The organism is Telluria sp. ZB4P37, assembly GCF_059685855.1.
On the sequence record NZ_JCASID010000008.1, the window covers coordinates 181,034 to 204,713 of the forward strand.

General features: G+C 65.5%; 19 protein-coding genes and 1 tRNA gene. 14 read left to right on the forward strand and 6 right to left on the reverse strand.

From position 1 onward, the window contains the following. Positions 1-82: 82 nt before the first annotated feature. Both aroKB and AC56K1_RS14725 read left to right on the forward strand, forming a co-directional pair. The gene (aroKB, locus tag AC56K1_RS14720) at positions 83-1,693 is read left to right on the forward strand and encodes a bifunctional shikimate kinase/3-dehydroquinate synthase AroKB (protein WP_497158576.1); all 1,611 of its coding nucleotides are present in this window, start codon (positions 83-85) and stop codon (positions 1,691-1,693) included. A 5-nt stretch (positions 1,694-1,698) separates the two neighbouring features. Then, positions 1,699-2,832 carry a deoxyguanosinetriphosphate triphosphohydrolase gene (locus AC56K1_RS14725; RefSeq protein ID WP_497158549.1) on the forward strand — a complete coding sequence of 378 codons (1,134 nt, stop codon included), beginning with the start codon at positions 1,699-1,701 and terminating at the stop codon, positions 2,830-2,832. 135 nt (positions 2,833-2,967) lie between these two features. Here AC56K1_RS14725 and mutY read toward each other — a convergent pair whose 3' ends face one another. From mutY to mutM, 3 genes are read right to left on the reverse strand one after another with little or no spacing between them, the layout of a single operon-like run. Then, on the reverse strand, positions 2,968-4,071 hold the full coding sequence (gene mutY, locus AC56K1_RS14730) for an A/G-specific adenine glycosylase (RefSeq protein ID WP_497158550.1): 1,104 nt from the start codon (positions 4,069-4,071) through the stop codon (positions 2,968-2,970). Then, the gene (locus AC56K1_RS14735; protein WP_497158551.1) at positions 4,068-5,975 is read right to left on the reverse strand and encodes a dynamin family protein; all 1,908 of its coding nucleotides are present in this window, start codon (positions 5,973-5,975) and stop codon (positions 4,068-4,070) included. Before AC56K1_RS14735 ends, mutY begins: the two co-directional genes overlap by 4 nt. 23 nt (positions 5,976-5,998) lie before the next feature. Beyond that, positions 5,999-6,832 (reverse strand): bifunctional DNA-formamidopyrimidine glycosylase/DNA-(apurinic or apyrimidinic site) lyase, encoded by an 834-nt coding sequence (gene mutM / locus AC56K1_RS14740; RefSeq protein ID WP_497158552.1) that lies wholly within the window; start codon positions 6,830-6,832, stop codon positions 5,999-6,001. 114 nt (positions 6,833-6,946) lie between these two features. Between mutM and AC56K1_RS14745 the strand changes: the two genes are divergently transcribed. The 7 genes from AC56K1_RS14745 (at position 6,947) to pth (ending at position 13,282) form a co-directional block, all read left to right on the forward strand. Beyond that, on the forward strand, positions 6,947-8,779 hold the full coding sequence (locus AC56K1_RS14745; RefSeq protein ID WP_497158553.1) for a tetratricopeptide repeat protein: 1,833 nt from the start codon (positions 6,947-6,949) through the stop codon (positions 8,777-8,779). Between the two features lie 192 nt (positions 8,780-8,971). Continuing rightward, the gene (gene lolB, locus AC56K1_RS14750; RefSeq protein WP_497158554.1) at positions 8,972-9,571 is read left to right on the forward strand and encodes a lipoprotein insertase outer membrane protein LolB; all 600 of its coding nucleotides are present in this window, start codon (positions 8,972-8,974) and stop codon (positions 9,569-9,571) included. 5 nt (positions 9,572-9,576) lie between these two features. Continuing rightward, positions 9,577-10,464, forward strand: coding sequence for a 4-(cytidine 5'-diphospho)-2-C-methyl-D-erythritol kinase (ispE, locus tag AC56K1_RS14755; RefSeq protein ID WP_497158555.1), 888 nt, complete (start codon positions 9,577-9,579; stop codon positions 10,462-10,464). A gap of 80 nt (positions 10,465-10,544) precedes the next feature. After that, a tRNA-Gln gene (locus tag AC56K1_RS14760) sits at positions 10,545-10,621 on the forward strand. A gap of 157 nt (positions 10,622-10,778) precedes the next feature. After that, positions 10,779-11,729 carry a ribose-phosphate pyrophosphokinase gene (locus tag AC56K1_RS14765; RefSeq protein ID WP_497131510.1) on the forward strand — a complete coding sequence of 317 codons (951 nt, stop codon included), beginning with the start codon at positions 10,779-10,781 and terminating at the stop codon, positions 11,727-11,729. 235 nt (positions 11,730-11,964) lie between these two features. Further along, complete coding sequence (locus AC56K1_RS14770; protein ID WP_497158556.1) at positions 11,965-12,552, forward strand: 50S ribosomal protein L25/general stress protein Ctc; 588 nt, start codon at positions 11,965-11,967, stop codon at positions 12,550-12,552. 145 nt (positions 12,553-12,697) lie between these two features. Continuing rightward, a complete protein-coding gene (gene pth / locus AC56K1_RS14775; RefSeq protein WP_497158557.1) occupies positions 12,698-13,282 on the forward strand; it encodes an aminoacyl-tRNA hydrolase in 585 nt (194 codons plus the stop codon). A 3-nt stretch (positions 13,283-13,285) separates the two neighbouring features. Here pth and AC56K1_RS14780 read toward each other — a convergent pair whose 3' ends face one another. Further along, positions 13,286-15,151 carry a DUF3857 domain-containing transglutaminase family protein gene (locus AC56K1_RS14780; protein WP_497158558.1) on the reverse strand — a complete coding sequence of 622 codons (1,866 nt, stop codon included), beginning with the start codon at positions 15,149-15,151 and terminating at the stop codon, positions 13,286-13,288. A 96-nt stretch (positions 15,152-15,247) separates the two neighbouring features. On the opposite strand from AC56K1_RS14780, the gene AC56K1_RS14785 reads away from it, so the two are divergent. Continuing rightward, on the forward strand, positions 15,248-16,345 hold the full coding sequence (locus tag AC56K1_RS14785) for a patatin-like phospholipase family protein (protein ID WP_497158559.1): 1,098 nt from the start codon (positions 15,248-15,250) through the stop codon (positions 16,343-16,345). A gap of 205 nt (positions 16,346-16,550) precedes the next feature. On the opposite strand, the gene AC56K1_RS14790 is transcribed toward AC56K1_RS14785, so the two are convergent. Then, complete coding sequence (locus AC56K1_RS14790; RefSeq protein WP_497158560.1) at positions 16,551-17,156, reverse strand: YdcF family protein; 606 nt, start codon at positions 17,154-17,156, stop codon at positions 16,551-16,553. A gap of 213 nt (positions 17,157-17,369) precedes the next feature. Between AC56K1_RS14790 and ychF the strand changes: the two genes are divergently transcribed. The 4 genes from ychF (at position 17,370) to AC56K1_RS14810 (ending at position 21,563) form a co-directional block, all read left to right on the forward strand. Further along, positions 17,370-18,461, forward strand: a complete 1,092-nt coding sequence (ychF, locus tag AC56K1_RS14795; protein ID WP_497158561.1) for a redox-regulated ATPase YchF — start codon at positions 17,370-17,372, stop codon at positions 18,459-18,461. Between the two features lie 58 nt (positions 18,462-18,519). Beyond that, positions 18,520-19,434: a subclass B3 metallo-beta-lactamase gene (gene bla, locus AC56K1_RS14800; protein ID WP_497158562.1), complete on the forward strand. Its 915-nt coding sequence runs from the start codon at positions 18,520-18,522 to the stop codon at positions 19,432-19,434. 60 nt (positions 19,435-19,494) lie between these two features. After that, positions 19,495-20,340 carry an MOSC domain-containing protein gene (locus tag AC56K1_RS14805; protein ID WP_497158563.1) on the forward strand — a complete coding sequence of 282 codons (846 nt, stop codon included), beginning with the start codon at positions 19,495-19,497 and terminating at the stop codon, positions 20,338-20,340. Between the two features lie 107 nt (positions 20,341-20,447). Beyond that, on the forward strand, positions 20,448-21,563 hold the full coding sequence (locus AC56K1_RS14810; protein ID WP_497158564.1) for a GGDEF domain-containing protein: 1,116 nt from the start codon (positions 20,448-20,450) through the stop codon (positions 21,561-21,563). A 130-nt stretch (positions 21,564-21,693) separates the two neighbouring features. Here the strand turns inward: AC56K1_RS14810 and AC56K1_RS14815 are convergent, their stop codons facing one another. Beyond that, positions 21,694-23,673, reverse strand: coding sequence for a monovalent cation:proton antiporter family protein (locus tag AC56K1_RS14815; protein ID WP_497158565.1), 1,980 nt, complete (start codon positions 23,671-23,673; stop codon positions 21,694-21,696). Positions 23,674-23,680: the final 7 nt, after the last annotated feature.

Consider the following 23,680-nt stretch of genomic DNA (forward strand, 5'->3'; position numbering starts at 1 on the left):
CTATACTGGCCGTCTTTTTTTTATTTCTGCGGACCCGGCAGTGCCTCATCCCAAGAACAATAATATCTTCCTCGTTGGCCTGATGGGGGCGGGCAAGACCACCATCGGACGCCAGCTCGCGCGCAAGCTCGGCAAGCGCTTCGTCGATTCGGACCACGAAATCGAAGCGCGCACCGGCGCCTCGGTGCCATGGATCTTCGAGATCGAGGGCGAGCCGAGCTTCCGCCGCCGCGAAGCCGAGATGATCCGCGACCTGACCAAGCAGGACAACCTGGTGCTGGCCACCGGCGGCGGCGCCGTGCTGGACCCGGCCAGCCGCGCGCTGCTGGCCGAGCGCGGCACCGTGATCTACCTGCGCGCCGCGATCGGCAGCATCCTGCAGCGCACTTCGCACGACAAGAACCGTCCGCTGCTGCAGACCGCCGACCCGCGCGCCAAGCTGGAAGAGCTGCTGGCCGTTCGCGATCCGCTCTACCGCGAGATTGCGGACCTCGTCATCGACACCGGCCGACCTAACGTACAATCGATGGTACAAACCATACTGGACCAGCTCGCCGCGCTCGATACCGGACGCACGCAGGAGCTGGCACGCAATCCGATGAACGCACAGGCAACCACCACCCTCAACGTCGAGCTGGGCGAGCGCAGCTACCCGATCGCCATCGGCCGCGACCTGCTCGGCGACGCCGCGCTGCTCACCCGCCATATCGACAGCGGCAAGGTCGCCATCGTCACCAACACGGTTGTCGCGCCGCTCTACCTGGCGAAGGTCGCCGGTACGCTGCGCGCAGCCGGGCGGGAGGTGGTCGAGATCGTGCTGCCGGACGGCGAAGAGCACAAGACCTGGCAGTCGCTCAACCTCGTGTACGACGCGCTGCTGGCCAACCGCTGCGACCGCAAGACCACCCTGGTGGCGCTGGGCGGCGGCGTGATCGGCGACCTGACCGGCTTTGCCGCCAGCAGCTACATGCGCGGCGTGCCTTTTGTCCAGGTGCCGACCACGCTGCTGTCGCAGGTCGATTCCTCGGTGGGCGGCAAGACCGGCATCAACCACCCGCTGGGCAAGAACATGATCGGCGCCTTCTACCAACCGCGCGCCGTGATCGCCGATACCGCCACCCTCGACACGCTGCCCGGGCGCGAACTGTCGGCGGGCCTGGCCGAAGTCATCAAGCACGGCGCCATCCTGGATGCCGCGTATTTCGAGTGGATCGAGCAGAACATCGCCAAGCTGGTGGCGCGCGAACCCGCAGCGATGGCCTATGCGATCGCGCGTTCCTGCGAGATCAAGGCCGAGGTGGTGCGCAAGGACGAGCGCGAAGGCGGCCTGCGCGCCGTGCTCAATTTCGGCCACACCTTCGGCCACGCGATCGAATCGGGCCTCGGCTACGGCAACTGGCTGCACGGCGAGGCGGTCGGCTGCGGCATGGTGATGGCGGCCGACCTGTCGGCCCGCCTCGGCCTGGTCGATGCCGCCACCGTCGAGCGCGTGCGCGCGCTGGTGGCCGCTGCCGGCCTGCCGACGAAGGCGCCAGACCTGGGCCAGGAGCGCTGGATCGAGCTGATGGCGGTGGACAAGAAGAACGAGGGCGGGGCGATCAAGTTCATCCTGCTCAAGCCCCTGGGCAGCCCGTCGATCACGACGGTGCCGCCTGAAACCCTGCGCGCCACGCTAGCGGCCTGCGTACAGTAAATATCATGGACTTCGACGCACGCCTTGCACCCTACGCAGCCCATTCGTCGAAGTCGCGCGGCCGGCAGCACCCGGAACCGCCGGCCGGCTCGCGCAGCGAGTTCCAGCGCGACCGCGACCGCATCATCCACTCGACCGCCTTCCGCCGCCTCGAATACAAGACCCAGGTCTTCCTGAACCACGAGGGCGATTTGTTCCGTACCCGGCTCACGCACAGCATCGAGGTGGCGCAGATCGGCCGCACCCTGGCGCGCAGCCTGCAGCTGAACGAAGACCTGGTCGAAGCCACCGCGCTGGCGCACGACCTCGGGCACACGCCTTTCGGCCACGTCGGCCAGGACGTGCTCAATGAATGCATGAAGGACTACGGCGGCTTCGAGCACAACCTGCAAAGCCTGCGCGTGGTGGACAAGCTCGAAGAACACTACGGCGCTTTCGACGGCTTGAACCTCACCTTCGAGACGCGCGAGGGCATTTTGAAACACTGCTCGCTGACGAATGCGCGCGAGCTCGGTGAGCTGGGCCAGCGCTTCATCGACCGCAGCCAGCCCAGCCTGGAAGCCCAGCTGACCAACCTGGCCGACGAGATCGCGTACAACAACCACGATATCGACGACGGCCTGCGTTCGGGCCTGCTCACGATGGCGCAGATGGAAGAGGTCGAGCTGTTCGCGCGCCACCGGCATGCGGTGGAGGCGCAGTATCCGGGCCTGCCGGGACGGCGTGCGCTGTACGAGACGATCCGGTTGATGATTACGCAGATGACGGCGGACCTGGTTGACACCTCGAGAGCCCTGATCCTGGATGCCGGGCCTTTGAACATCGACGACGTGCGCAGCTTGCCGCCGCTGATTCGTTTTTCAAGCCAGATGCGCGCGGAAACGACGGCGCTCAAGCGTTTTCTCTACGCGAATTTGTACCGTCACTTCCAGGTCAACCGCATGCGCGTCAAGGCCAGCCGCATCGTGCGCGAGCTGTTCGACGGTTTCATGCAAGACCCGGTGCTGCTGCCGAACGACTACCAGGTCGAGGGCGACCCGATGGGGCAGGCAAGGAAGATCGCGGATTACATTGCGGGGATGACGGATCGGTATGCGATCCGGGAGCATCGCAGGATTTTCTCGCTGGATCACTTTTGACTGCTGCAGTAGCCGCTGAGTAGCGGCGACGCACTGCCCAGCCCGCTCCCTGTGAGCCGTCATTCCCGCCTTCGCGCGAATGACGGTTTTTGAGCTGACAATGAAAAAGGCGGGACCGTTTGGCTGACTAGCGCTTCACCCAAACAACCCCGGCCTTCCCAACTCCAGCAACAACTTCTTCACCGGCGCCGGCAAGGGCGCTGCGTCGATCCGATCCAGATCCCACCACACGTGCCGTCCGGTCGCGCTCCCGCGTGCCGACAGGACCACTTGCCACGGCGCGATATGCAGCTTGTAGTGCGTGAACACGTGCACCAGCGGGCGCAGCGCCTGCACCTCTTCCACCGCGCCAAACTGCGCTGCCGCAGCCACGATCCCGGAAGATAACACCGGCTCCACCTCGACAGCCAGGTGCCCGTCCACCTCCGGCAGCGACAGCAGCCCGCCCCAGATCCCGGTGCCCGGCCGCTGCTCCAGCAGCACCTGTCCGCGGTCGATCACGACCAGCAGCGCCGCACGCTTTTCCGGCGAGGTCTTCTTCGGCTTGCGTACCGGGAGTTCTTGCGTGCGGCCCGTGGCACAGGCGACGCAGCGCTCCTGCAGCGGGCAGCGTGGGCAGTCCGGGCGGCTGCGGGTGCACAGGGTGGCGCCGAGGTCCATCAGCCCCTGCGTGTACGATTCGATGCCGGTTTCCGGCAGCAGCGCCTCCGCGCGGCGCCACAGGACCTCTTCGACCCGCTTCTCGCCCGGATACTGCTCGATGCCGAACACGCGCGCGAACACGCGCTTGACGTTGCCGTCCATGATCGCGGCCCGTGCACTTACCGAGAACGCGGCAATCGCTGCCGCCGTGGAGCGGCCGATGCCCGGCAGGTCGGCCAGCAGCGCCGGGTCGCCCGGGAAGACGCCGCCGTACTCCTCCACCACGCGCCTGGCGCAGGCGTGCAGGTTGCGCGCGCGGGTGTAGTAACCCAGGCCACTCCAGTGGGCCATGACATCTTCCGAGGGCGCTTCGGCCAGCGCCTGAACCGTCGGGAAGCGTTCCAGGAAGCGCGCGTAATAGCCGAGCACCGCGGCGACCTGGGTCTGTTGCAGCATGATCTCGGACAGCCAAATGCGGTAGGCGTCGGTGGTGTTCTGCCACGGCAGCGTGTGGCGGCCATGGGTGCGCTGCCAGTCGATCACGGCTTGCGAAAAAGTGGGGTCGGCCAGCTGGTCGAATTCGGTCAAACGCTTCATGCAGGGGGTGTGTCCAGTGTGGCGGCGACCTGCGCAGACAACTCCGCCAGGTGCGTACGCGTGCCTTCGAGGGCCAGGCGGCTGCCTTCGAAGGCGGTGATTTTCTGTTCCAGGCTGTCGGTGGCCTCGAAGATGCGGCCGATCGAGGCCTGGCGGCCGCGCAGCTGCTCGCGGTGCTGGCGGATCGCGCCCTCCAGCGGCGCCATGATCACCTTCAGCCAGGCTTCGGCGTCCAGGTTCGCGCTGCGGAAACTGCGCCGCACGCGCGAGGCGATCGAGTCGAAGAAGCGCTCGAGCAGGGTCGCGCGGCTGGTCATGAGCAGGGTGGCGGTGCCGAACTGCTTCAGGAACAGCTCTTCGACCTCGTCGATCTCGCGCCGGTAGCGGGCGAAGGACAGCGTCATCGGGCTGGCCAGCGCCAGGCCATGCTCGGCCGAGAACTTGCGCACCATAGTGTCGAGCATGGCGCCGATCTCGTCGACCTTCGCGCTGGACGCGTCGAGGTTGGCGCGCGCCGCCTCGAAAAAGGCGCGCACGGGCTGGCGCATGCCGGTCGCAAAGCGCGCCGCCTGCATCTCGGCGCGCACGGCGTTGGTCTGCTCCTGCACGGTGTCCATGCCCAGCGTCGAATACAGCTCGGTCGACAGGCGGGCGAATACGGCGCGCGTGCCTTGCAGCTTGAACAGGCTGGCGTCGAATTCCTTTTTCTCGAGCTCCACGCGGCGCATCATGTGGGCGATCACGTTCTGGTTCTTGCCGCGCAGGCTCTTGAGCTCCTGCAGCTGGTCGACCAGGTCGCGCATGCGCGCGCCCGCCAGTGCGGCCTGGCCGGCGGCCAGCTGCTCGAGGTCCAGGCGCAGCTGGCGCCGGACGATCTCCTTGCGCGCCGGGATCAGGTCGTGGAACAGGGCCGCTTCCAGCGCGCCCATGCGGCTCTTCTCGAACAGGGCCATGTCGCCGTTGATCTTGCCGACCAGGGCTTTTTGCGCGGAGACCGGATACACGCGCGCGCTATCGAGCCCCAGCTCGCGGGCGACGCTCAGTTGCTGGCGCGCGATCTCGGCGTCATTCTGTTCCGGCGTGCGCAACTCGTCCCACATCGCGTCGATCTTGTTGAGCACCGCCAGCCGTCCCGGCCCGGCGCCGATATGGGTGCGCCAGACGTCGATGTCGCTCTTGGTCACGCCGGTTTCGGCGGCCAGGATGAACAGCACCGCGTGCGCGTTCGGGATCAGGTTCAGGGTCAGTTCCGGCTCGGTGCCGATCGCGTTCAGGCCCGGCGTGTCGAGGATCACCAGTCCCTGCTTGAGCAGCGGGTGGGGCAGGTTGATGATGGCGTGGCGCCATTGCGGGATCTCGACCATGCCGTCCGCTCCCAGGCTGGTGGCGGTTTCCGGGTCGTTCGGGTCCCACAGGCCGTAGCGTTCGGCCTCTAGGGCGGGCACGCGGCGCGTCAGGCTCACCTGGCGAAAAGCTTCCGTCATGCGCTCGGGGGCGTCGAGATCCAGCGGCAGGACCGTCCAGGCGGCCGGGTCCTCGCGGAAGTCGCTGGTGGCTAGGCGCTCGGTGCGGGTGTCGATCGGCAGCAGGCGGATGCACGGCGGCAGCGCTGCGTCGTACAGCAGCTCGGTCGGGCACATGGTGGTGCGGCCGGCGCTCGAAGGCAGGATGCGCTGGCCGTAGTCGGCGAAGAAGAGCGCGTTGATCAGCTCTGTCTTACCGCGCGAGAACTCGGCCACGAAGGCCACCGACAGGCGGTCGTCGCGCAGCCGCGCCAGGGCCCGCGCCAGCTGCTGCTCGCCGCCGCCGTCGACCAGCGCGGCATCGCGCAGGGCCGCGCCATAGGCTTCCAGCGCTGCGGTGACGGCGGCGCGCCAGGCGCCATACTGTTGGAAATCCTGCATCTTTTGTACCCGTGATCGTGAACCTAGCGCTGGCACTGCACGCAATAGAAAGTCGAGCGCTGGCCCTGCTTGATCTGGCGGACCGACGACCCACAGTTGCGGCAGGGCACTCCTGCACGATCATAGACGAAATATGTCTGCTGGAAATATCCGGATTGTCCGTTTACAGCAATAAAGTCTTTCAGGGTGCTGCCGCCCTGCACGATAGCGGCGGCCAGGATCTCCTTGATCGCCACCGCCAGCCGGTCGTAGCGGGCGCGGCTGATGCGCGCGGCCGGCGTTTTCGGGTTGATCCCGGCCTGGAACAGGCTTTCGCAGGCGTAGATATTGCCGACGCCGACCACGATGTCTCCCGCCAGCAGCACCTGCTTGATCGGCGCGCTGCGCTTGCGCGTCTCGCGGTGCAGCAGCTCGCCCGAAAAGCCGTCCTCGAGCGGTTCGACCCCCAGGCCGCGCAGCAAGAGGTGCTGGCCGATCTCTCCTTCGCCCTGGTCGTGCCAGAGCACGGCGCCGAAGCGGCGCGGATCGTGCAGGCGCAATACCTGCTGGCCGTCGGGTCCGGCGACGACCAGGTCGAAATGGTCGTGCTTGCGCGGCTCGACCCCGGGCGGCAGCACGCGCAGGTGGCCGGACATGCCAAGGTGGATGATCAGGGCGCCATGTTCGAAGTGGACCAGCAGGTATTTGCCGCGCCGGTCGGTGTGGGTGATGCGCTTCCCGACCAGCTGGCTGGAGAGGCCGGGCGGGAAGGGCCAGCGCAGGCCTTCGCGGCGCAGGACCACCGCTTCGACGACACGGCCTTCGATATGGGGGGCGACACCGCGCCGGGTGACTTCGACTTCCGGGAGTTCGGGCATGGGGAGGAATTCGGTGACAATTCTTGGAGAGCGACTGACGACAACTGCGCTGCAGTGCACGCGGGGCCACGCTTGAGCGTAGAATCAGACGACACCCAGAACACAGGATTTGCCTTGAAAAACGCTTTCGTCATTGTAACCCTCTCCAGCATCCTGGCGGCGTGTGCTGTCGCGCCGACACAGCAGCCGCCGGTGGCAGCCAGCGCGGCTCCGGCAGCGGGCGCCGGCGTGCCGCCCGGACAGGAGCAAGTCGAGACGGCGGCAGCCACGGAATCGGACGACGACGCGGAAGCCAAACTCCGGGCCGAGATCGAGGCGCGCCTGCCCAAGGTCGAACTGACCAGCAGCATGCTGAACCAGCTACTTAAGGCCGAGTTCGCATTCCGCAAAGGCGACTGGCAGGGACCCTATCTCACCATGCTGTCGCTGGCCCAGCAGACCCGCGACCCGCGCCTGGCGCGCCGCGCGGCCGAAATGGCGGTCACGGCCCGCCAGGCCGACGACACGCTGGCCGCCGTGCGCCTGTGGCGCGAGCTCGATCCGGCCTCGGACGAAGCAACGCAATATTTCGTCGGCATGGTGGTCACCTCCGACGACATCGCCGAAGCCGAGCCGATCTTCGTCGAACGATTGAGGGCGGCGCCGCTCAAGGAGCGCGGCGTGCTGATGTTCCAGATCCAGCAGTTGCTGGGCCGCGCCAAGGACAAGGATGCCGCCGCTGCCATGCTCGAGCGCATCGTCACGCCGTATAACGGCACCCTGGAAGCGCACATCGTGCGCGCCCAGGCGGCGCTCGCCCGCGCCGACAAGGCTGCGGCCGTGCGCGAAGCGCAGGCGGGCCTGGCGGCCAAGCCCGATTCCGAAATCGCCATGCTGATGATGGCCCAGGTACTGGAAGACGACGCCAAGGTCGCGCCGATGCTCGACGCCTTCCTCAAGCAGCACCCGGAGGCGCGCGAAGTGCGCGCCGCCCACGCCCGCATCCTGGTCAACCAGAAGCAGTACCCGCAGGCGCGCGCCCAGTTCGAGGCGCTGCTCAAGGCCAAGCCGGACGACGCCGGCAACCTGTACGCGGTGGGCGTGCTGGCCAGCCAGATGAACGACGCCAAGGCCGCCGAGACTTATTTCACGCGCTTCGTGGATGTCCTGGGCCGCAACCCGGAAGACGACCGCGACCCGACCCGCGCGCTCCTGATCCTGGCCCAGCTGGCCGAGGACCGCGGTGACTACCCGGCTGCCCTGCAATGGCTGGAAAAAGTCCCCGCCGGCACCGAGCCGCAACTGCTGTTCAACGCCCAGCTGCGCCGCGCAGGCGTGATGGCCAAGGCCGGCGACCTGGCCGGCGGACGCCGGCTGCTGGCCGGCTTGACGCCCGCCGAGCCGGCCCAGCAGGCCCAGGTGGCGGTGGCCGAATCGCAGCTGCTGCGCGACGCCGGCCAGGTGTCGGAGGCCTATGCGCTGATGGACGCGGCCGCCAAGCGCTTCCCGAAGAATCCCGACCTGCTATACGACTTTGCGCTGCTGGCCGAAAAGATCGGCCGCGTCGAGATCATGGAAAAGCTGCTGCGCGACGTGATGACGCTGGCGCCGGACAACCACCACGCCTACAACGCCCTCGGCTATTCGCTGGCCGAGCGCAACGTGCGCCTGCAGGAAGCCCACGCGCTGGTCGCCAAGGCGCTCGAGATGGCACCGGGCGATGCCTTTATCATGGACAGCATGGGATGGGTCCAGTACCGCCTTGGCAAGCTCGACGAAGCGGAAAAATACCTGCGCCAGGCGTATGCGTTGCGGCGCGATCCGGAAATCGCCGTGCACCTGGGGGAAGTGCTGTTCCAGAAGGGCAAGCAGGCCGACGCCCAGCAACTGTGGCGCGAAGCACGGGCCAAGGATCCGCAGAACGACACGCTGCGCAGCACGCTGGCGCGGCTTCGGCAGAGCTTGTGAAATAATCCACTGCTGCGCTGCTGCGCTGCTGCGCTGCTGCGCTGCAATGCACTGCGATCCCGTTCAATCACGGTGCGTCATTCTTTCGTTAACGTAAGATGACAAGCTAATTGAACGACACTGCACCTGTGCCGACCCTTTATTCATGCCTGCGCGTAGCGGAATGACGCCCGTAACTACTCCTATTTACCAATGCCAATTACCCGACGCCTGACCCTGCTCGCCTTTGCCGCCACGATTCTCGCCGGCTGCGCCACCCCCAGCACCAATGTCGCCACGGTCGCCGCCTACCGCGACAGCATCGACCTGAATGGCCGTCTGGCAGTCAATTACCAGAAGGACGGCAAGACCGAATCACTGAACGGCAATTTCAACTGGGCGCAGCGTCCGGGTCATGTCGACGTCGAGCTGGTGTCGCCGCTGGGCCAGACGGTGGCGACCATCGCGGTCACGCCTGGCTCGGCCACCCTGACGCAAGCCGGCCGCAAGCCGGTGAGCGCGGCCGACATCGATGGCCTGACCCAGCAGGCGCTGGGCTGGCCGCTGCCGGTCTCGGGTCTGCGTGACTGGCTGCAGGGCTATGCGGTGGCTGCCGACGGGCAGCGCTTCTCGGCTTCGCCCGCGAATAACAGCGTGACCACGCGCGACGGCTGGCGCCTGCGTTTCGTGGAATGGCAGGATGCGAAGGCAGCCCAGCCGGCGCCGCGCGTGATCCATGCCGAGCGCGCCGCGGCAGGGGACATCCAGGACCTGTCGATCCGCATCGTTGTCAACCCGGCAGGGCAGGGCTAAGACGCATGCGTTCGCTGCACCATTGCCCGGCCCCGGCCAAGCTCAACCTGTTCCTGCACGTCGTCGGCCGCCGCGCCGACGGCTACCACCTGCTGCAAAGCGTGTTCCAGCTGATCGACCGCGCCGATACCCTGCATTTCGACCTGCGCGACGACGAGCTCATCGTGCGCACCACCGACATGCCGGGCGTGCCGGCCGAGCAGGACCTGGTCGTGCGCGTCCTGCGCCTGCTGCAGGCGGAATACGCGCGCCGCCACGGCCGCCTGCCGCCGGGTATCGATGTGGCGGTGGAAAAGATCCTGCCAATGGGAGGCGGGCTGGGAGGAGGGTCGTCGGATGCGGCCACCGCGCTGATGGCGGCCAACCACCTGTGGCAGGCGGGACTGACGCAACAGGAGCTCATTAGCCTCGGGCTGCCGCTGGGCGCCGATATTCCGTTCTTCCTGTTCGGCGAGACGGCATTTGCCGAGGGTGTAGGCGAGTCGCTCCAGTCCGTGCGCGGCCCGGAATGCTGGTATGTCGTCATCGAGCCCGGCGTCGCCGTGCCGACCCCAGCAATATTTTCTGCCCCGGATTTGACAAGGGATACGGAGCGGGTCATAATATCGGACTTTTCCAGCGGCTACGATGTTTCAGGCAAGCATCGCGGTTTCGGAAAGAATGATTTGCAGGACGTGGCTGAACGCCTGTTCCCGCCGGTAGCAGAGGCGGTCGAATGGTTGGGCAGGCATGGCGATGCCAGAATGACTGGCTCCGGTGCGTGTGTATTCTGCGCGTTCTCCAGCGAGCGTGAAGCGGATCAGGTGGTGGCCCTTGTGCCAGACACTTGGCGGGCATGGAAAGCGCATTCGTTGTTGAGTCATCCGTTGAAATCGCTCTTGCAGAATCAGTGAGTTATAGAATAAAATTTTGCCTGTCGCGACGTTAAGCGTTAAAATACGCAGAATGTAACGGCAAGCAAGTGCAGTCGTGTAGGGGAATCGCCAAGCTGGTTAAGGCACCGGATTTTGATTCCGGCATACCAAGGTTCGAATCCTTGTTCCCCTGCCAAAGTTTTCCCGGCTGTCGATGCTCAAGCGTCCAGCGGGTAAAGACAGCGGTGCAGTGCTCCGCAAGCATCGGCAACGCAGCGTCGTCAAACATCAGCCGGTTTAGCCGGCTGATTGTTTTTCAAGTGTCAACTCTTCTATCTCTTGGGACTTCCTCCATGGCTTACGAAAACCTGATGGTTTTTACCGGCAATGCCAATCCGGCACTAGCAGAGGGGGTCGCTAAGAACCTCGGCATTCCACTCGGCAAAGCAATGGTCTCGAAGTTCTCGGACGGCGAAGTCATGGTCGAGATCAACGAGAACGTGCGCGGCAAGGACGTCTTCGTCCTGCAATCGACCTGCGCGCCGACCAACGACAACCTGATGGAGATCATCCTGATGGTCGACGCGCTCAAGCGCGCGTCTGCTGGCCGCATCACCGCCGCGATTCCTTACTTCGGTTACGCCCGCCAGGACCGTCGCCCGCGTTCGGCGCGTGTTGCGATCTCGGCCAAGGTGGTGGCCAACATGCTGGAAGAAGCCGGCGTCGAGCGCGTCCTGATCATGGACCTGCACGCCGACCAGATCCAGGGCTTCTTCGACATTCCGGTCGATAATATCTATGCGTCGCCGATCCTGCTGGGCGACCTGCAGAAGCGCAATTACGACGACCTGCTGGTCGTGTCGCCGGATGTCGGCGGCGTGGTGCGCGCCCGCGCCCTGGCCAAACGCCTCGGCTGCGACCTGGCGATCATCGACAAGCGCCGCCCGAAGGCGAACGTGTCGGAAGTCATGAACATCATCGGTGAAGTCGAAGGCCGCAACTGCGTCATCATGGATGACATGGTCGACACCGCCGGCACCCTGACCAAGGCTGCCGAAGTGCTGAAAGAGCGCGGCGCCAAGAAAGTGGTTGCTTACTGCACGCACCCTGTCCTGTCGGGTCCGGCAATCGACCGCATCAACAATTCGCCGCTCGACGAGCTGGTCGTCACCGACACCATCCCGCTGAGCGCAGCCGGCGCCGCCTGCACCAAGATCCGCCAGCTCACCAGCGCACCACTGCTGGCCGAGACCTTCAAGCGCATCGTCAAAGGCGACTCGGTCATTTCGCTGTTCGCTGAATAAGCAACACCGCAGCAGTTTTTGCGGCGCGCCTGGCTGAAAAAGCCGGCGCGCCGTTGTACTATCTCAGGCTGCACAGATTTCGGGCGCGTTTCGGCGCTCATCGACAGTAATTCTTGAGCGCGCAGCATGGCGCTCGTTCATGACTGTCCCTGGTCGCGGGGGTGGTCACCACAATTGGGTTACCGGGCCGGCACCTTTGTTCCGGCATTCGGACCCTTTATACTTGGAGTTTCACATGAAAGTTGTTGCATTCAACCGCACCCTGCAGGGCACCGGAGCGAGCCGCCGCCTGCGCAAGGCTGGCCAGACCCCAGGCATCATCTACGGCGGCACCGCTGCCCCAGTCCTGATCGCCCTGGACGGCAACGCCCTCTGGCACGCGCTCAAGAAAGAAGCCTTCCACGGTTCCGTGCTCGACCTCGAAATCGACGGCGCCACCCAGCAAGTCCTGCTGCGTGACTTCCAGATGCACGCATTCAAGCAACTGGTCCTGCACGCTGACTTCCAGCGCGTCGACGCATCGCAGCCGATCCACACCAAGGTCGCCCTGCACTTCATCAACGCCGAGACCTCGCCAGCCGTCAAGCTGAGCGCAGCCGTCATCTCGCACGTGCTGAACGAGCTGGACGTGTCCTGCCTGCCAGGCAAGCTGCCTGAGTTCATCGAAGTCGACCTGGGCAAGCTGGAAGCCGGTCAGTCGATCCACACGAACGACCTGGTCCTGCCAGAAGGCGTGACCGCGCTGACCCACGGCCAGAACCTGACCATCGTCACCTCGTCGATCCCACGCGGCGCCGTGTCGGCTGAAGCAGCTGCTGAGTAATATCTTCCTGTAGCACCGCGCAAGCGGTGCGAAAGAAACGAAAACCCGCCGTGGCTTGCCCGGCGGGTTTTTTGTTGGCGCCTTGCCGGCACGTGAGCCCGCCTTTTTGGGCGATAATCCTGTTTTTCCCAGAATCATCCATTACATGTCCATCCGACTGATCGTCGGCCTCGGCAACCCGGGCCCGGAATACGAACAAACCCGCCATAACGCCGGCTTCTGGCTGGTCGACAACCTGGCCAATTCGCTGCCTGGCTGCCGGCTGCAGCGCGAATCGCGCTTCAACGCGATGGTCGCGAAGACCCGCATCGCGGGCAATGAAATCTGGCTGCTGGAGCCGCTGACCTACATGAACCGCTCCGGCCAGTCGGTCGGCGCCTTGGCGCGTTTCTACAAGATCAATCCCGATGAGGTGCTGGTCGTGCACGACGAACTCGACATGCTGCCGGGCGTGGCCAAACTGAAGAAGGGTGGCTCCTCGGGCGGGCACAACGGCCTGAAGGACATCACCTCAGCCCTGGGCACCCAGGACTACTGGCGCCTGCGCCTGGGCATCGGCCATCCGCGCAGCCTGAATTTGCAGCAGGGCGTGGCCGATTTCGTGCTGCACCGCCCGCGCCGCGAAGAGCAGGTGCTCATCGAAGAATCGATCGACAAAGCCTTGCGCATCATCCCGCTGGTTTGCGAAGGCAAGATGGATGTGGCGACCATGCAGTTGCATACCGCCTGATCGCTAAGGCCCTTGCACCACCACCTGGCCGCGCAGGTCGCGCATCATGCGCTCCAGCGCCGGCCGCATGACACGGTAGTCTTCAGGCGTGCAGGTTGCCGACGTGTGCCGGAACTGCAGGCGCCGCTTCACCACCACCGCATCGCCTTGCCGTGCATACTGCGAACGGTAGAAGAACCTGCCATCGTCCACCACCAGCGGTTTCGGTAGCGTCAGCACACGCGTTTTTCCAGGGAGCCGGTAGCGCAGCTCGTCCTCGGCATCGATGGCGGGGCAGACGAATTCCTGGCGCCGCTCCGGCTCGCGTCCCAGGTCGACTACCGCATCGCCCAGTCCTCCCCAGAAGTTGTAGGTCGTCGCCAGCGCGACCGGCCCGGGCAGGTGCACGAAACCATCCATTGCGCCCGAAAAAGCCAGGGTGTATTCGCTCGAGGGCGCATCGAGTTCGCCCGGCTCGATCAAGCCGTCACCCGTCTGTCCCAGTCCCGCCAGCATGCGCCGCACGAAGCGCTCGCTTTCACCCTGCGGCGTGGCGCGCACCGCCTGCCGGTAGGGTTCGGCAATCGCACCGCCGCTGGTGCGCGCCACGTGGAAACGGCTGCTGCCGTCGCGCGCGATGTCGAAGCGGGTAAGGGTGCGGCTGCGTGCCGGCTGGAATACCGGCGTCACCGCGAAGCTGCCGCTGTCGGCCAGCAGCACCGGTTTGCCGAGCAGGCCGGGCGGCAGGAAGCCGCCGGCCACCGTCGCCGCGGTCGGGTCCAGATACAGCTGTAACTTCGGCACGTAGACGATCACGTGGTTCAGCACGCCGAGCGTCGGCACGGCCGGCAGGCGATAGGCGGCGTCGCTGTTGACCAGCGCGGCGCTGCCCGGGATGCCGGCTGCAGCAAGCAGCGCCTGCAGCAGCGCCGCATGGTCCTTGCAGTCGCCATAGCGGTTGGCCAGCACGGCCGGTGCGGGATGCGGCACCACGCCGCCCGGGCCGAGATAGACCGCGACGTAGCGGATGTTGCGCCTGACCCAGTCGGACAGGGCGATCGCACGCGCGCGAGGATCGGCAATGCCGTGCGTGATCCCGGCCGCGAGCCTGGTGATGGCCGCGTCGGGCATGGCCGCCGTCGCGGCGCGGGCGTGATAGGCGCGGGCGAAGGCCGCATAGTCCGGGAAGGTGGTGACGGCCAGGCGCCGGCCGTAGTCGAGATAGCTGACGGAACCGTTCTCGATGCGCTCATGCTCGCCCTCCACATAGCGCCAGCTCGTGCGGCGCCGGCCGTGCGGGCTGTCGCTCGGCGGGCTGTCGCTCGGCGGGCTCTCGCCCGCCGCCTGCTCGAAGCCCGCCGCGTCGGCATACAGCATCATCGAGGCCGGCAAGTCATAGGTCAGCCGGAAGTCTTTTGTCGGAAAGGGGCGGGCGATGGTGAAGTCTTCGAACTGTCCAGGAAACAGCGGCGTGTGGCGCCGCAGCCGATAGCGCAGGTGCAGGAGGTCGCCCACCGCGACGTCGGGGAAGATCACGATTTTCAGGCGCGTGTCCTGGAACATCGGCGCATTTTGGGAAACCGCTTCCTGCTGCTCGCGGATCTGGCTGGGCGCGACCGGGACGCGGCGGCCGTCGACCTTTGCGGTCCAGGCGTCGACGGACACGACCTCGTCGAGCGACGCATTGAAGCTGATGAACTGCTCGGCATGCAGCGCGATGGCTGCGCTGGTATTGATGTTCTTCACCAGCTCGACGTCGAGCACGTAAGACCCGTCGGCGTCGACCGTGAAGTGCCGGTGGTAGCGCTCGACAGTGATGGCGTTGTCGTTCGCCGCCAGCGGGCCGCAGGCGAACAGCAGCAAAAGAACCAGGGCAAGTCGAAACGGCATGGCGGACTCCGCGAGCAGGAACGGTCCATGTTACGTAGCAGCCTTCTCCGACCCTTGCGCCAGCACAAGCGTGTTCTTCCTGCGATAATTTTGCCCATGAAGGCACTTAGTTTCCATGCCGGGCCGCTGGCCCTGGCCCAGCTCGGCGCGCAAGGCTTGCGTGCCCAAGACGTCGCCATCGTTCCCGCTGCCGCCGGCGGACCGAAGGGCTTGATCTTCCAGGCCGTCGACCAATGGATGTTCGGCGAATGGCTGCCCTCGGCCCCGCGCGAGCGCGACCTGATCGGAGCCTCGATCGGCGCCTGGCGCATGGCGGCCGCCTGCCAGCGCGACCCCGCCAAGGCGTTCGCGCGCCTGGGCGAGCTCTACGCCGGCCAGCGCTACACCAGCACGAAGCCGACGCAGGGCGAAATCAACGAGGTGGTGCAGGCCTTGCTAGGTGAATTCGTGCGCGGCCACGAAGACGACATCGTCAGCCATCCCCACCACCGCCTGCACCTGTTGGCCGTACGCGGCAAGGGTAGGCTGGCGGCCCCAAGCCATCCGCGCGCCGAACTGCGCGGCTTCGCCGCGGCGGCGCTGCACAATGCCGGCTCGCGCGACTGGCTCGGGCGCCTGCTCGAGCGCGTGGTGATCGGCGACCAGCGCTCGAAGGCGCCATGGCTGCGCGAGCGCTTCGACGCGTTTACGACGCATTTCTCGTCGCTCACGCGCGGCAACCTGGAGAGCAGCCTGCTCGCCTCGGGGACGCTGCCGCTCTTGATGAAACCGGTCACAGGTATCGCGGAGGCCCCGCCGGGGAGTTACTGGGATGGCGGCATCATCGACTACCACCTGGCCTTGCCCTATGCGCGCGCGGCGGGGGAGGCCAAGGGCGACCTGGTGCTGTACCCGCATTTCACCCAGCACATCGTGCCGGGCTGGCTCGACAAGGGCTTCCCATGGCGGCGGGCCGCGCGCGGCGTCAACCGCGGCTGGCTCGACAACGTCCTGATCATCGCGCCGTCCGACGACTTCCTGCGCACCCTGCCTCGCGGGAAGCTGCCGGACCGGGCCGATTTCAAGTTCTACGGGCTCGATCACGACGCGCGCATCCGCAACTGGCAGAAGGCGATGGGGGAGGGGCAGCGGCTGCGGGATGAACTGGCGGAGTTCGTGGCGAAGCCGGATTTGTCGCGGGTGCGGCCACTTTAGCTTGAGATCGTGCCGGCACAGCGCAAATGGCTACTCTGCGCCTGAGATCTGAGCTCGACTGTGATGTCCCACAAGAGGCACGGCAGTACCGATCAGAGGGAACGGTAATGTGAGCAACGCCCGCTGATTTCGCTAATCATGCAAACAAGCGTTCGAATTTCAGGCTCAAAGGCGAAGCTTAATCAGTACGATCTGCACAAGCGTTTTATGTGCGCCCCGCGCCGGCCAGTTGCGGATACGGTGCGCATCCGTCGATCTCGGCCAGGAAGCCTCGCTCCACATACGCCGGAATCTTGCCGAACTCGCCCAGTACGCGGGCGCGAAACTCGTCATGCTCGTGCCAGCATTCATCCGGCACGCCGAAATAGTTGACGGGGCAGACCGACATACGCAAGCCGGGCCAGTGCTGCTGCAGGGTCATCAGGTAGCGCCGGGTCGAGCACATCTTGCCGATTACGACGACACTGCGCACTGCCTCAATGTCCATCGCTTCAGCCACCCGGGCGCGCCCGAAGCGCACGTTCTCGCCGGTGTTGGTCGCGGCGGTTTCGAGAATCAGGATAGATTCCGGAAGGCCCAGCGCCACTAGGCGCGCGGCGATGACCTCCGCCTCCGACCTCGGCTGGCCGCCGGTCTTCCCGCCGGATACCAGCAGGCGGCTGAACATCCCCTCGCGCCAGAGTCGGCAGGCCACCTCGCAGAATTGTTCGACGCCGTGCCGCGTACCGAACAGGAAGCCGATATCTGACGGCTGCACCGGGAAGGGCGGCATCATGTAATCGCCGATGAGCTGGAAGTCGGTAGGGGGCATGGCGTTCAGAATAAACGACACCAGGCTGACATGACAGACATTGAAGCCGCCGCCGGGCTAAAATATTCGCGCCAAATCCGGCTGCCCGATAGCAACGCCGCCGTCCCTGCACGCCGGTTTTTTCAGCAACCGGCACCGTCCGCGGTTACAATGTGGGGTTTTGGAGCCGGGCTTCCTTTCCGCTCCGCGTCCACCGAATTAGAAAGAATTCCCATGAGTCTCCAATGCGGCATCGTCGGCTTGCCGAACGTCGGCAAGTCCACCCTGTTCAACGCCCTGACCAAGGCCGGCATCCCGGCCGAGAACTACCCGTTCTGCACGATCGAGCCGAACGTCGGCGTGGTCGAGGTGCCGGACCCGCGCATGCAGGCACTGGCCGACATCGTCAAGCCGGAGCGCGTGGTGCCGGCCATCGTCGAATTCGTCGACATCGCCGGCCTGGTGGCGGGTGCCTCGAAGGGTGAGGGCCTGGGCAACCAGTTTCTGTCGCACATCCGCGAAACCGACGCCATCGTCAACGTGGTGCGCTGCTTCGAAGACGACAACGTGATCCACGTGTCCGGCAAGGTCAACCCGATCGACGACATCGAAGTCATCCAGACCGAGCTGGCGCTGGCCGACCTGACTGCCGTCGAGAAGGCGATTCACCGCGAGAACAAGAAGGCGCGTTCGGGCGACAAGGACGCGGCCAAGCTGGTGGCGATCTGCGAGCGCATCCTGCCGCACCTGAACGAAGGCCAGCCGGTGCGCACCATGGGCCTGGACGCCGACGAGACGGCCCTGATCCGTGACCTGCACCTGATCACGGCCAAGCCGGCGATGTACGTCGCCAACGTGTCCGACACCGGCTTCACCAACAATCCGTTGCTGGACCAGCTGACTGAATTCGCCAAGAAGCAGAACGCGCCGATCGTGGCGATTTCCGCCGCGATCGAAGCGGAAATCGCGGACCTGGACGACGCCGACAAGGCCGCCTTCCTGGGCGACATGGGCATGGACGAACCGGGCCTGGACCGCCTGATCCGCGCCGCCTACAAGCTGCTTGGCCTGCAGACCTATTTCACCGCCGGCGTGAAAGAAGTGCGCGCCTGGACCGTGAAGGTCGGCGCCACCGCGCCGCAAGCCGCGGGCGTGATTCACACCGACTTCGAGCGCGGCTTCATCCGTGCCCAGACCATTTCGTACGACGACTACATCGCCTTGAAGGGCGAGGCCGGCGCCAAGGAAGCGGGCAAGATGCGCGCCGAGGGCAAGGAATACGTGGTCAAGGATGGCGATGTGCTGAATTTCCTGTTTAACGTCTGATCGGCGTTGTGATCGAGGGCCCTGTGGGGCCCTTTTTTTCTGTCTGGAGTGTTGTCACATGATGAAGAACATAATGAAGCCGGCGGCCATCGCGCTGGCGCTGATGGCCACGAACGGTGCGCTGGCGCAGGATGCGATTACCTGCACCTCCTGCGATGAATGGAACCAACCGGCGACCCCATTCAACATCTACGGCAACGCGTACTACGTCGGCACCGCCGGCCTGTCCGCCGTGCTGGTCACCGGCCCGCAAGGCCACGTCCTGCTCGACGGCGCACTGCCGCAGTCGGCGCCGCTGATCCAGAAGAACATCGAGACGCTCGGCTTCAGGATGAAGGACGTCAAACTCATCCTGAACTCGCACGCCCACTTCGACCACGCCGGCGGCCTCGCCGCGCTGCAGCGCGCAAGCGGCGCGACTGTCGCGCACAGCCCGCACGGCGCCCAGGTGCTGCGCGACGGCACGCCAGGCACGGACGATCCGCAATACGACCCGAACGACCGCTTCACCATCCCCAAGCTGGCGCAGGTAAAAGAAGTCGCCGATGGTGAAACCTTGAGCGTCGGCCCGCTGCGCTTCACCGTCCACCACACCCCCGGCCACACGCCCGGCGGCACGACCTGGACCTGGCAGTCGTGCGAGCGGGGCAGGTGCCTGGACATGGTCTATGCCGACAGCCTGACCCCGGTGTCCACCGACGGCTTCCACTACAGCGGCGGCGCCAATTACCCGGACCGCACTGCGAGCTTCCGCGCTACCCTCGCCAAGGTGGCCGGCCTGAAGTGCGACATCGTGATCGCAGCCCATCCCTCCGCCACCGATGCCTTCGGCAAGGCTGCGGCCAAGACGGCGCAGTCCAACCCCTTCATCGATCCGGAAGGCTGCCGCAAGCTGGCCGCCGGCGCGACCCGCAACCTGAACGCCCGCCTGCTGCGTGAACGCGACGAGAAGACGAAAGCGGCCGGCCGCTGACCGTGCCAATGAGTGCGTTCCCTGCCATACTGTCGGCCTTCATTCGCAAGGGTTGACAGCATGGCCACCGTTACCGAACTCGTTCTCTACCCGATCAAGTCCTGCAACGGCATCCAGATAGCCGAAGTGGAATGCGGGATCGACGGCTTCTCCGCGCAGGGCGTGCATGACCGCGAATGGATGCTGGTCACCCGCGACGGCCTGTTCCTGACCCAGCGCGAGTATCCGCGCATGGCGCTGGTCACCCCCCGCATCGGCGGCGACGCGCTGGAAGTGAGCATCCCCGGCAAGCCGCCGCTACGCCTGCCGCTGGCGCACGACGCTGCAGCCGCCAGGGTCGAGGTGAACATCTGGGATGACCGGGTAAGCGCCGCCGACTGCGGCGACGCGGCTGCCAGATGGTTCGCCGAAGCCTTGGGCGCCGATTGCCGCCTGGTGCGCTTCCGCCCAGAGATGCAGCGCCCCACCAGCACCAAATGGACCGGCGGCGCCCCCTCGGCAACCCGCTTTGCGGACGGCTACCCCATCCTGCTGATCGGCCAGGCCTCGCTCGACGACCTGAACGCCAGGCTGGAAAGCGCCGGACGCGCGCCGCTGCCGATGAACCGCTTCCGCCCGAACCTCGTCGTCGATGGCCTGGAAGCCTTCGAAGAAGACTTCGTCGAATCGCTGACAGCCGGCGAACTGAATATACGCCCGGTCAAACCCTGCGCCCGCTGTCCGATTCCCTCGATCGACCAGGCTACCGGCGCCATCGGCCCCGATCCGCTCGACATCCTGCAAACCTACCGCGCCAATCCGCGCATGGAAGGTGCAGTCTGCATGGGCATGAATTGCATCGTCACCGGCGGCGCCGGACGCAGCTTGCGCGTGGGCCAGGAACTGGAACTGACCCTGAATTTTTGACACTTGTAAAAATTTTGTGTCGCTAAATCGCCCACCTTCGGGCGGTTTTCGTTTTCAAGGGAGGTCAGATAGCGTAATGTTACGGTTATTGCCGAAAGGAATTTCCAATGCACGAGCCAGATGCGCTGACGCGAGAGCTGATGTTGGAGAACGAGACCCTGCGTTCCCGCATGGCGTACCTGCTCGAACAGGCCGAGCGCAACCATTCGATCATGACGCGCCACCAGGCCTTCGACCTGCAGATCGTCGGCGCCGGCACCTTCCAGGAACTGGTCTCGACGATTTTCCGCACGCTGCCGGTCATTTCGGAGCTCGATACGGTGACGCTGTCGCTGGTCGATCCTGACGCCGACATCTATACCGTCATGCACAAGCTGGGCGTCGACTACGAACAGCTGCAGGACCTGAGTTTTTGCGAACACGCCAGCGAGCTCGGTTTCGAGCACGCCGAAGGCCGCCGTCCGCGCCCGCTGCTCGGGCCCTATGCGCCGTCGCAGCACTGCGCGCAATTCCCGCATCCGCCCGCTGCGCTGCAAAGCGTGGCCCTGGTGCCACTGCTGCGCAACACGCGCCTGATCGGCAGCCTGAATCTGGGCAGCGCGGATCCGAACCGCTTTACGGCAGCCCTCGGCACCGACTTTCTCGAGCACATGGGATCGATCATCGCGATCTGCCTCGAGAACGTCATCAGCAACGAGATGCTGAAGTTTATCGGCCTGACCGATGCACTCACGGGCGTGTACAACCGCCGCTACATCGACCGCCGACTGGTGGAAGAAATCGCGCGGGCGCGCCGCCAGGGCTATCGCATCTCGTGCTTGTACATCGACATCGACCATTTCAAGAAGGTCAACGACAGCGTCGGACACGGGGGCGGGGACGACGTGCTGCGCGAGGTGGCGTCACGGATCAAGGCGGAGCTGCGCATTTCGGATGCGCTCGGGCGTTTTGGGGGCGAGGAGTTCGTGGTGCTCCTGATCGATGCGGGGCTGGAGAGCGCCAGCGTGGTTGCGCAGCGCATTCGTCACAGCGTGGCGGTGACGCCGGTGGACTTGTCAAGCGGCGAGCACGTGTCGGTGACGGTGTCGATCGGGGTGGCGACGCTGGATGATTTCGAGCGGGATCATGCGATCGAGGGCGTGGCGCAGGATCTGGTGGCGCAGGCGGATACGGCCCTGTATCGTGCGAAGGCGGATGGGCGCAACCGAGTCGTCACGGGGTAAAAACGCGGGCAATGTGTAATACGCATACCGCAATGCCCTTCATTTAACGCGCCACATGCACGTCATCCCCGCGCAGGCGGGTACGACGTGCAGGGGTTAACGAAATTAGTAACGCGGCACAGCGCAGGGTTTACAGCAGCCGGCTCTCAGCCCGGCTTACCGCTTCCCCCGCCCCGCGCAACACCAGCACATCCCCCACGAGCAGAATCGTCTCCGGATCCCAGCTCAGGCTCTGCCCATTGCGCCGCAGCGTGGTCACCTCGGCACCGACTTCTTCCAGCCCCATCTCGCGGATGCGCCGCCCCACCGCCGCCGCCTCGCTACGCAGCGTCACCGAATGCAGCCGCACATAGGTGTGTTCCGGATCGTCCGACACGTCGCCCGCGCCATGGAAGTAGCCGCGCAGCGAAGCATAGCGTTCGTCGCGCGCGTTCTGCACGCGGTGCACCACGCGGCGCAGCGGCACGCCCATGACCACCAGCGCGTGCGAGGCCAGCATCAGGCTGGACTCCAGCGCTTCGGGCACCACTTCGGTGGCGCCGGCGCGCTTGAGCTGATCGAGATCGCTGTCGTCGTGGGCGCGCACGATCACCGATAAATTCGGCGCCAGCTCGTGCACCAGGTGCAGCACCTTCAGCGCGAGCGGGGTATTGGCGAAGGTGATCACCAGCGCGCTGGCGCGGTTGATGCCGGCCGCGATCAGGGCTTCGCGCCGGGCGGCGTCACCGTAGGACACGTTGGCGCCGGCGGCTTGCGCTTCCTGCACCCGTTCCGGGTCCAGGTCGAGCGCATACCAGGGCAGCTTTTCCTCGCTCAGCAGGGTGGCCAGGCTCTGGCCGCTGCGGCCGAAGCCGGCGATGATCACGTGCTTCTGGGTCTTCATGGTGCGGCTGGCGAGCTGGGTCAGCTGCAGCGACTGCATCATCCATTCGTTGGTCGCGACCTTCATCACGATCTTGTCCATGTTCTGGATCACGAAGGGGGCAACCAGCATCGACAGCACCATCGAGGCCAGCACCAGCTGGATCAGGAAGTCGTCGATCAGCTTCGAGCCGGAGGCGAGGTTCAGCAGCACGAAGCCGAATTCGCCGGCCTGGGCCAAGGCCAGGCCGGTGCGCATCGACACGCCGTCGCTCGACCCGAAGGCCTTGGCCAGGGCGGCGATGATCGCGAATTTCAGCAGCACCGGGAACACCACGAGCGCCAGCACCAGCCACCAGTGCTGCAGCACCACCCCGACGTTGAGCAGCATGCCCACCGTGATGAAGAACAGCCCGAGCAGCACGTCGCGGAAGGGTTTGATGTCTTCTTCCACCTGGTGCTTGTACTGGGTCTCGGAGATCAGCATGCCGGCCACGAATGCGCCCAGCGCCAGCGACAGGCCGGCCTGCTCGGTCACCCAGGCCAGGCCCAGCGTCACCAGCAGCAGGTTGAGCATGAACAGCTCCTGCGAGCGGCGCTTGGCCACGATGGTGAACCAGTTGCGCATCAGCTTCTGGCCGAAGATCAGCAACAGGGCCAGCACGAAGGCCGCCTTCACCGCCGCCCAGCCGAGGGTCGCGGCCAGTTCTTCGGGCGGGCGCGCCAGCGAGGGGATCATGATCAGGAGCGGCACCACCGCCAGATCCTGGAACAGCAGGATGCCGATGATCCGGCGGCCATGCTCGCTCTCGAGTTCCAGGCGCTCGGTCAGCATCTTGACGACGATGGCGGTGGACGACATGGCCAGCGCCCCGCCCAGCGCGAAGGCCGCCTGCCAGCTCACGTGCATCTCGGGCACCCACCAGGAGATGAACAGGCCGAAGCCCATGGCGGCCGCGATTGTCAATACGACTTGAGCCAGGCCGAGGCCGAACACAATGCGCCGCATCGATTTGAGCTGGGCCAGCGAGAACTCCAGCCCGATCGAAAACATCAGGAAGACGACGCCGAATTCGGCCAGCGCATGGGTGGCGGGACTGTCGTCGGCCAGGGCCAGCGCGTGGGGGCCGATGAGGATGCCGACGGCCAGGTAGCCGAGCATCGGCGGCAGGTGAAGCATCCGGAAAGCGACCACGCCAAGTACGGCGCAGCCCAGCAGGAGCAGGGTCAGTTCGAGTCCGGAATGCATCTTCCCC

Excerpts from the sequence above, each read along its gene's own strand:
- AC56K1_RS14810 (WP_497158564.1), top strand. The coding sequence starts at position 20,448 with ATGCACGAGCCAGATGCGCTGACGCGAGAGCTGATGTTGGAGAACGAG.
- AC56K1_RS14735 (WP_497158551.1), bottom strand. The coding sequence starts at position 5,975 with ATGCAGGATTTCCAACAGTATGGCGCCTGGCGCGCCGCCGTCACCGCA.
- AC56K1_RS14790 (WP_497158560.1), bottom strand. The coding sequence starts at position 17,156 with ATGCCCCCTACCGACTTCCAGCTCATCGGCGATTACATGATGCCGCCC.
- AC56K1_RS14805 (WP_497158563.1), top strand. The coding sequence starts at position 19,495 with ATGGCCACCGTTACCGAACTCGTTCTCTACCCGATCAAGTCCTGCAAC.
- lolB (WP_497158554.1), top strand. The coding sequence starts at position 8,972 with ATGCCAATTACCCGACGCCTGACCCTGCTCGCCTTTGCCGCCACGATT.
- pth (WP_497158557.1), top strand. The coding sequence starts at position 12,698 with ATGTCCATCCGACTGATCGTCGGCCTCGGCAACCCGGGCCCGGAATAC.
- bla (WP_497158562.1), top strand. The coding sequence starts at position 18,520 with ATGATGAAGAACATAATGAAGCCGGCGGCCATCGCGCTGGCGCTGATG.
- AC56K1_RS14765 (WP_497131510.1), top strand. The coding sequence starts at position 10,779 with ATGGCTTACGAAAACCTGATGGTTTTTACCGGCAATGCCAATCCGGCA.
- mutM (WP_497158552.1), bottom strand. The coding sequence starts at position 6,832 with ATGCCCGAACTCCCGGAAGTCGAAGTCACCCGGCGCGGTGTCGCCCCC.
- mutY (WP_497158550.1), bottom strand. The coding sequence starts at position 4,071 with ATGAAGCGTTTGACCGAATTCGACCAGCTGGCCGACCCCACTTTTTCG.
- ychF (WP_497158561.1), top strand. The coding sequence starts at position 17,370 with ATGAGTCTCCAATGCGGCATCGTCGGCTTGCCGAACGTCGGCAAGTCC.
- AC56K1_RS14725 (WP_497158549.1), top strand. The coding sequence starts at position 1,699 with ATGGACTTCGACGCACGCCTTGCACCCTACGCAGCCCATTCGTCGAAG.
- AC56K1_RS14770 (WP_497158556.1), top strand. The coding sequence starts at position 11,965 with ATGAAAGTTGTTGCATTCAACCGCACCCTGCAGGGCACCGGAGCGAGC.
- AC56K1_RS14780 (WP_497158558.1), bottom strand. The coding sequence starts at position 15,151 with ATGCCGTTTCGACTTGCCCTGGTTCTTTTGCTGCTGTTCGCCTGCGGC.
- aroKB (WP_497158576.1), top strand. The coding sequence starts at position 83 with ATGGGGGCGGGCAAGACCACCATCGGACGCCAGCTCGCGCGCAAGCTC.
- AC56K1_RS14785 (WP_497158559.1), top strand. The coding sequence starts at position 15,248 with ATGAAGGCACTTAGTTTCCATGCCGGGCCGCTGGCCCTGGCCCAGCTC.
- ispE (WP_497158555.1), top strand. The coding sequence starts at position 9,577 with ATGCGTTCGCTGCACCATTGCCCGGCCCCGGCCAAGCTCAACCTGTTC.
- AC56K1_RS14815 (WP_497158565.1), bottom strand. The coding sequence starts at position 23,673 with ATGCATTCCGGACTCGAACTGACCCTGCTCCTGCTGGGCTGCGCCGTA.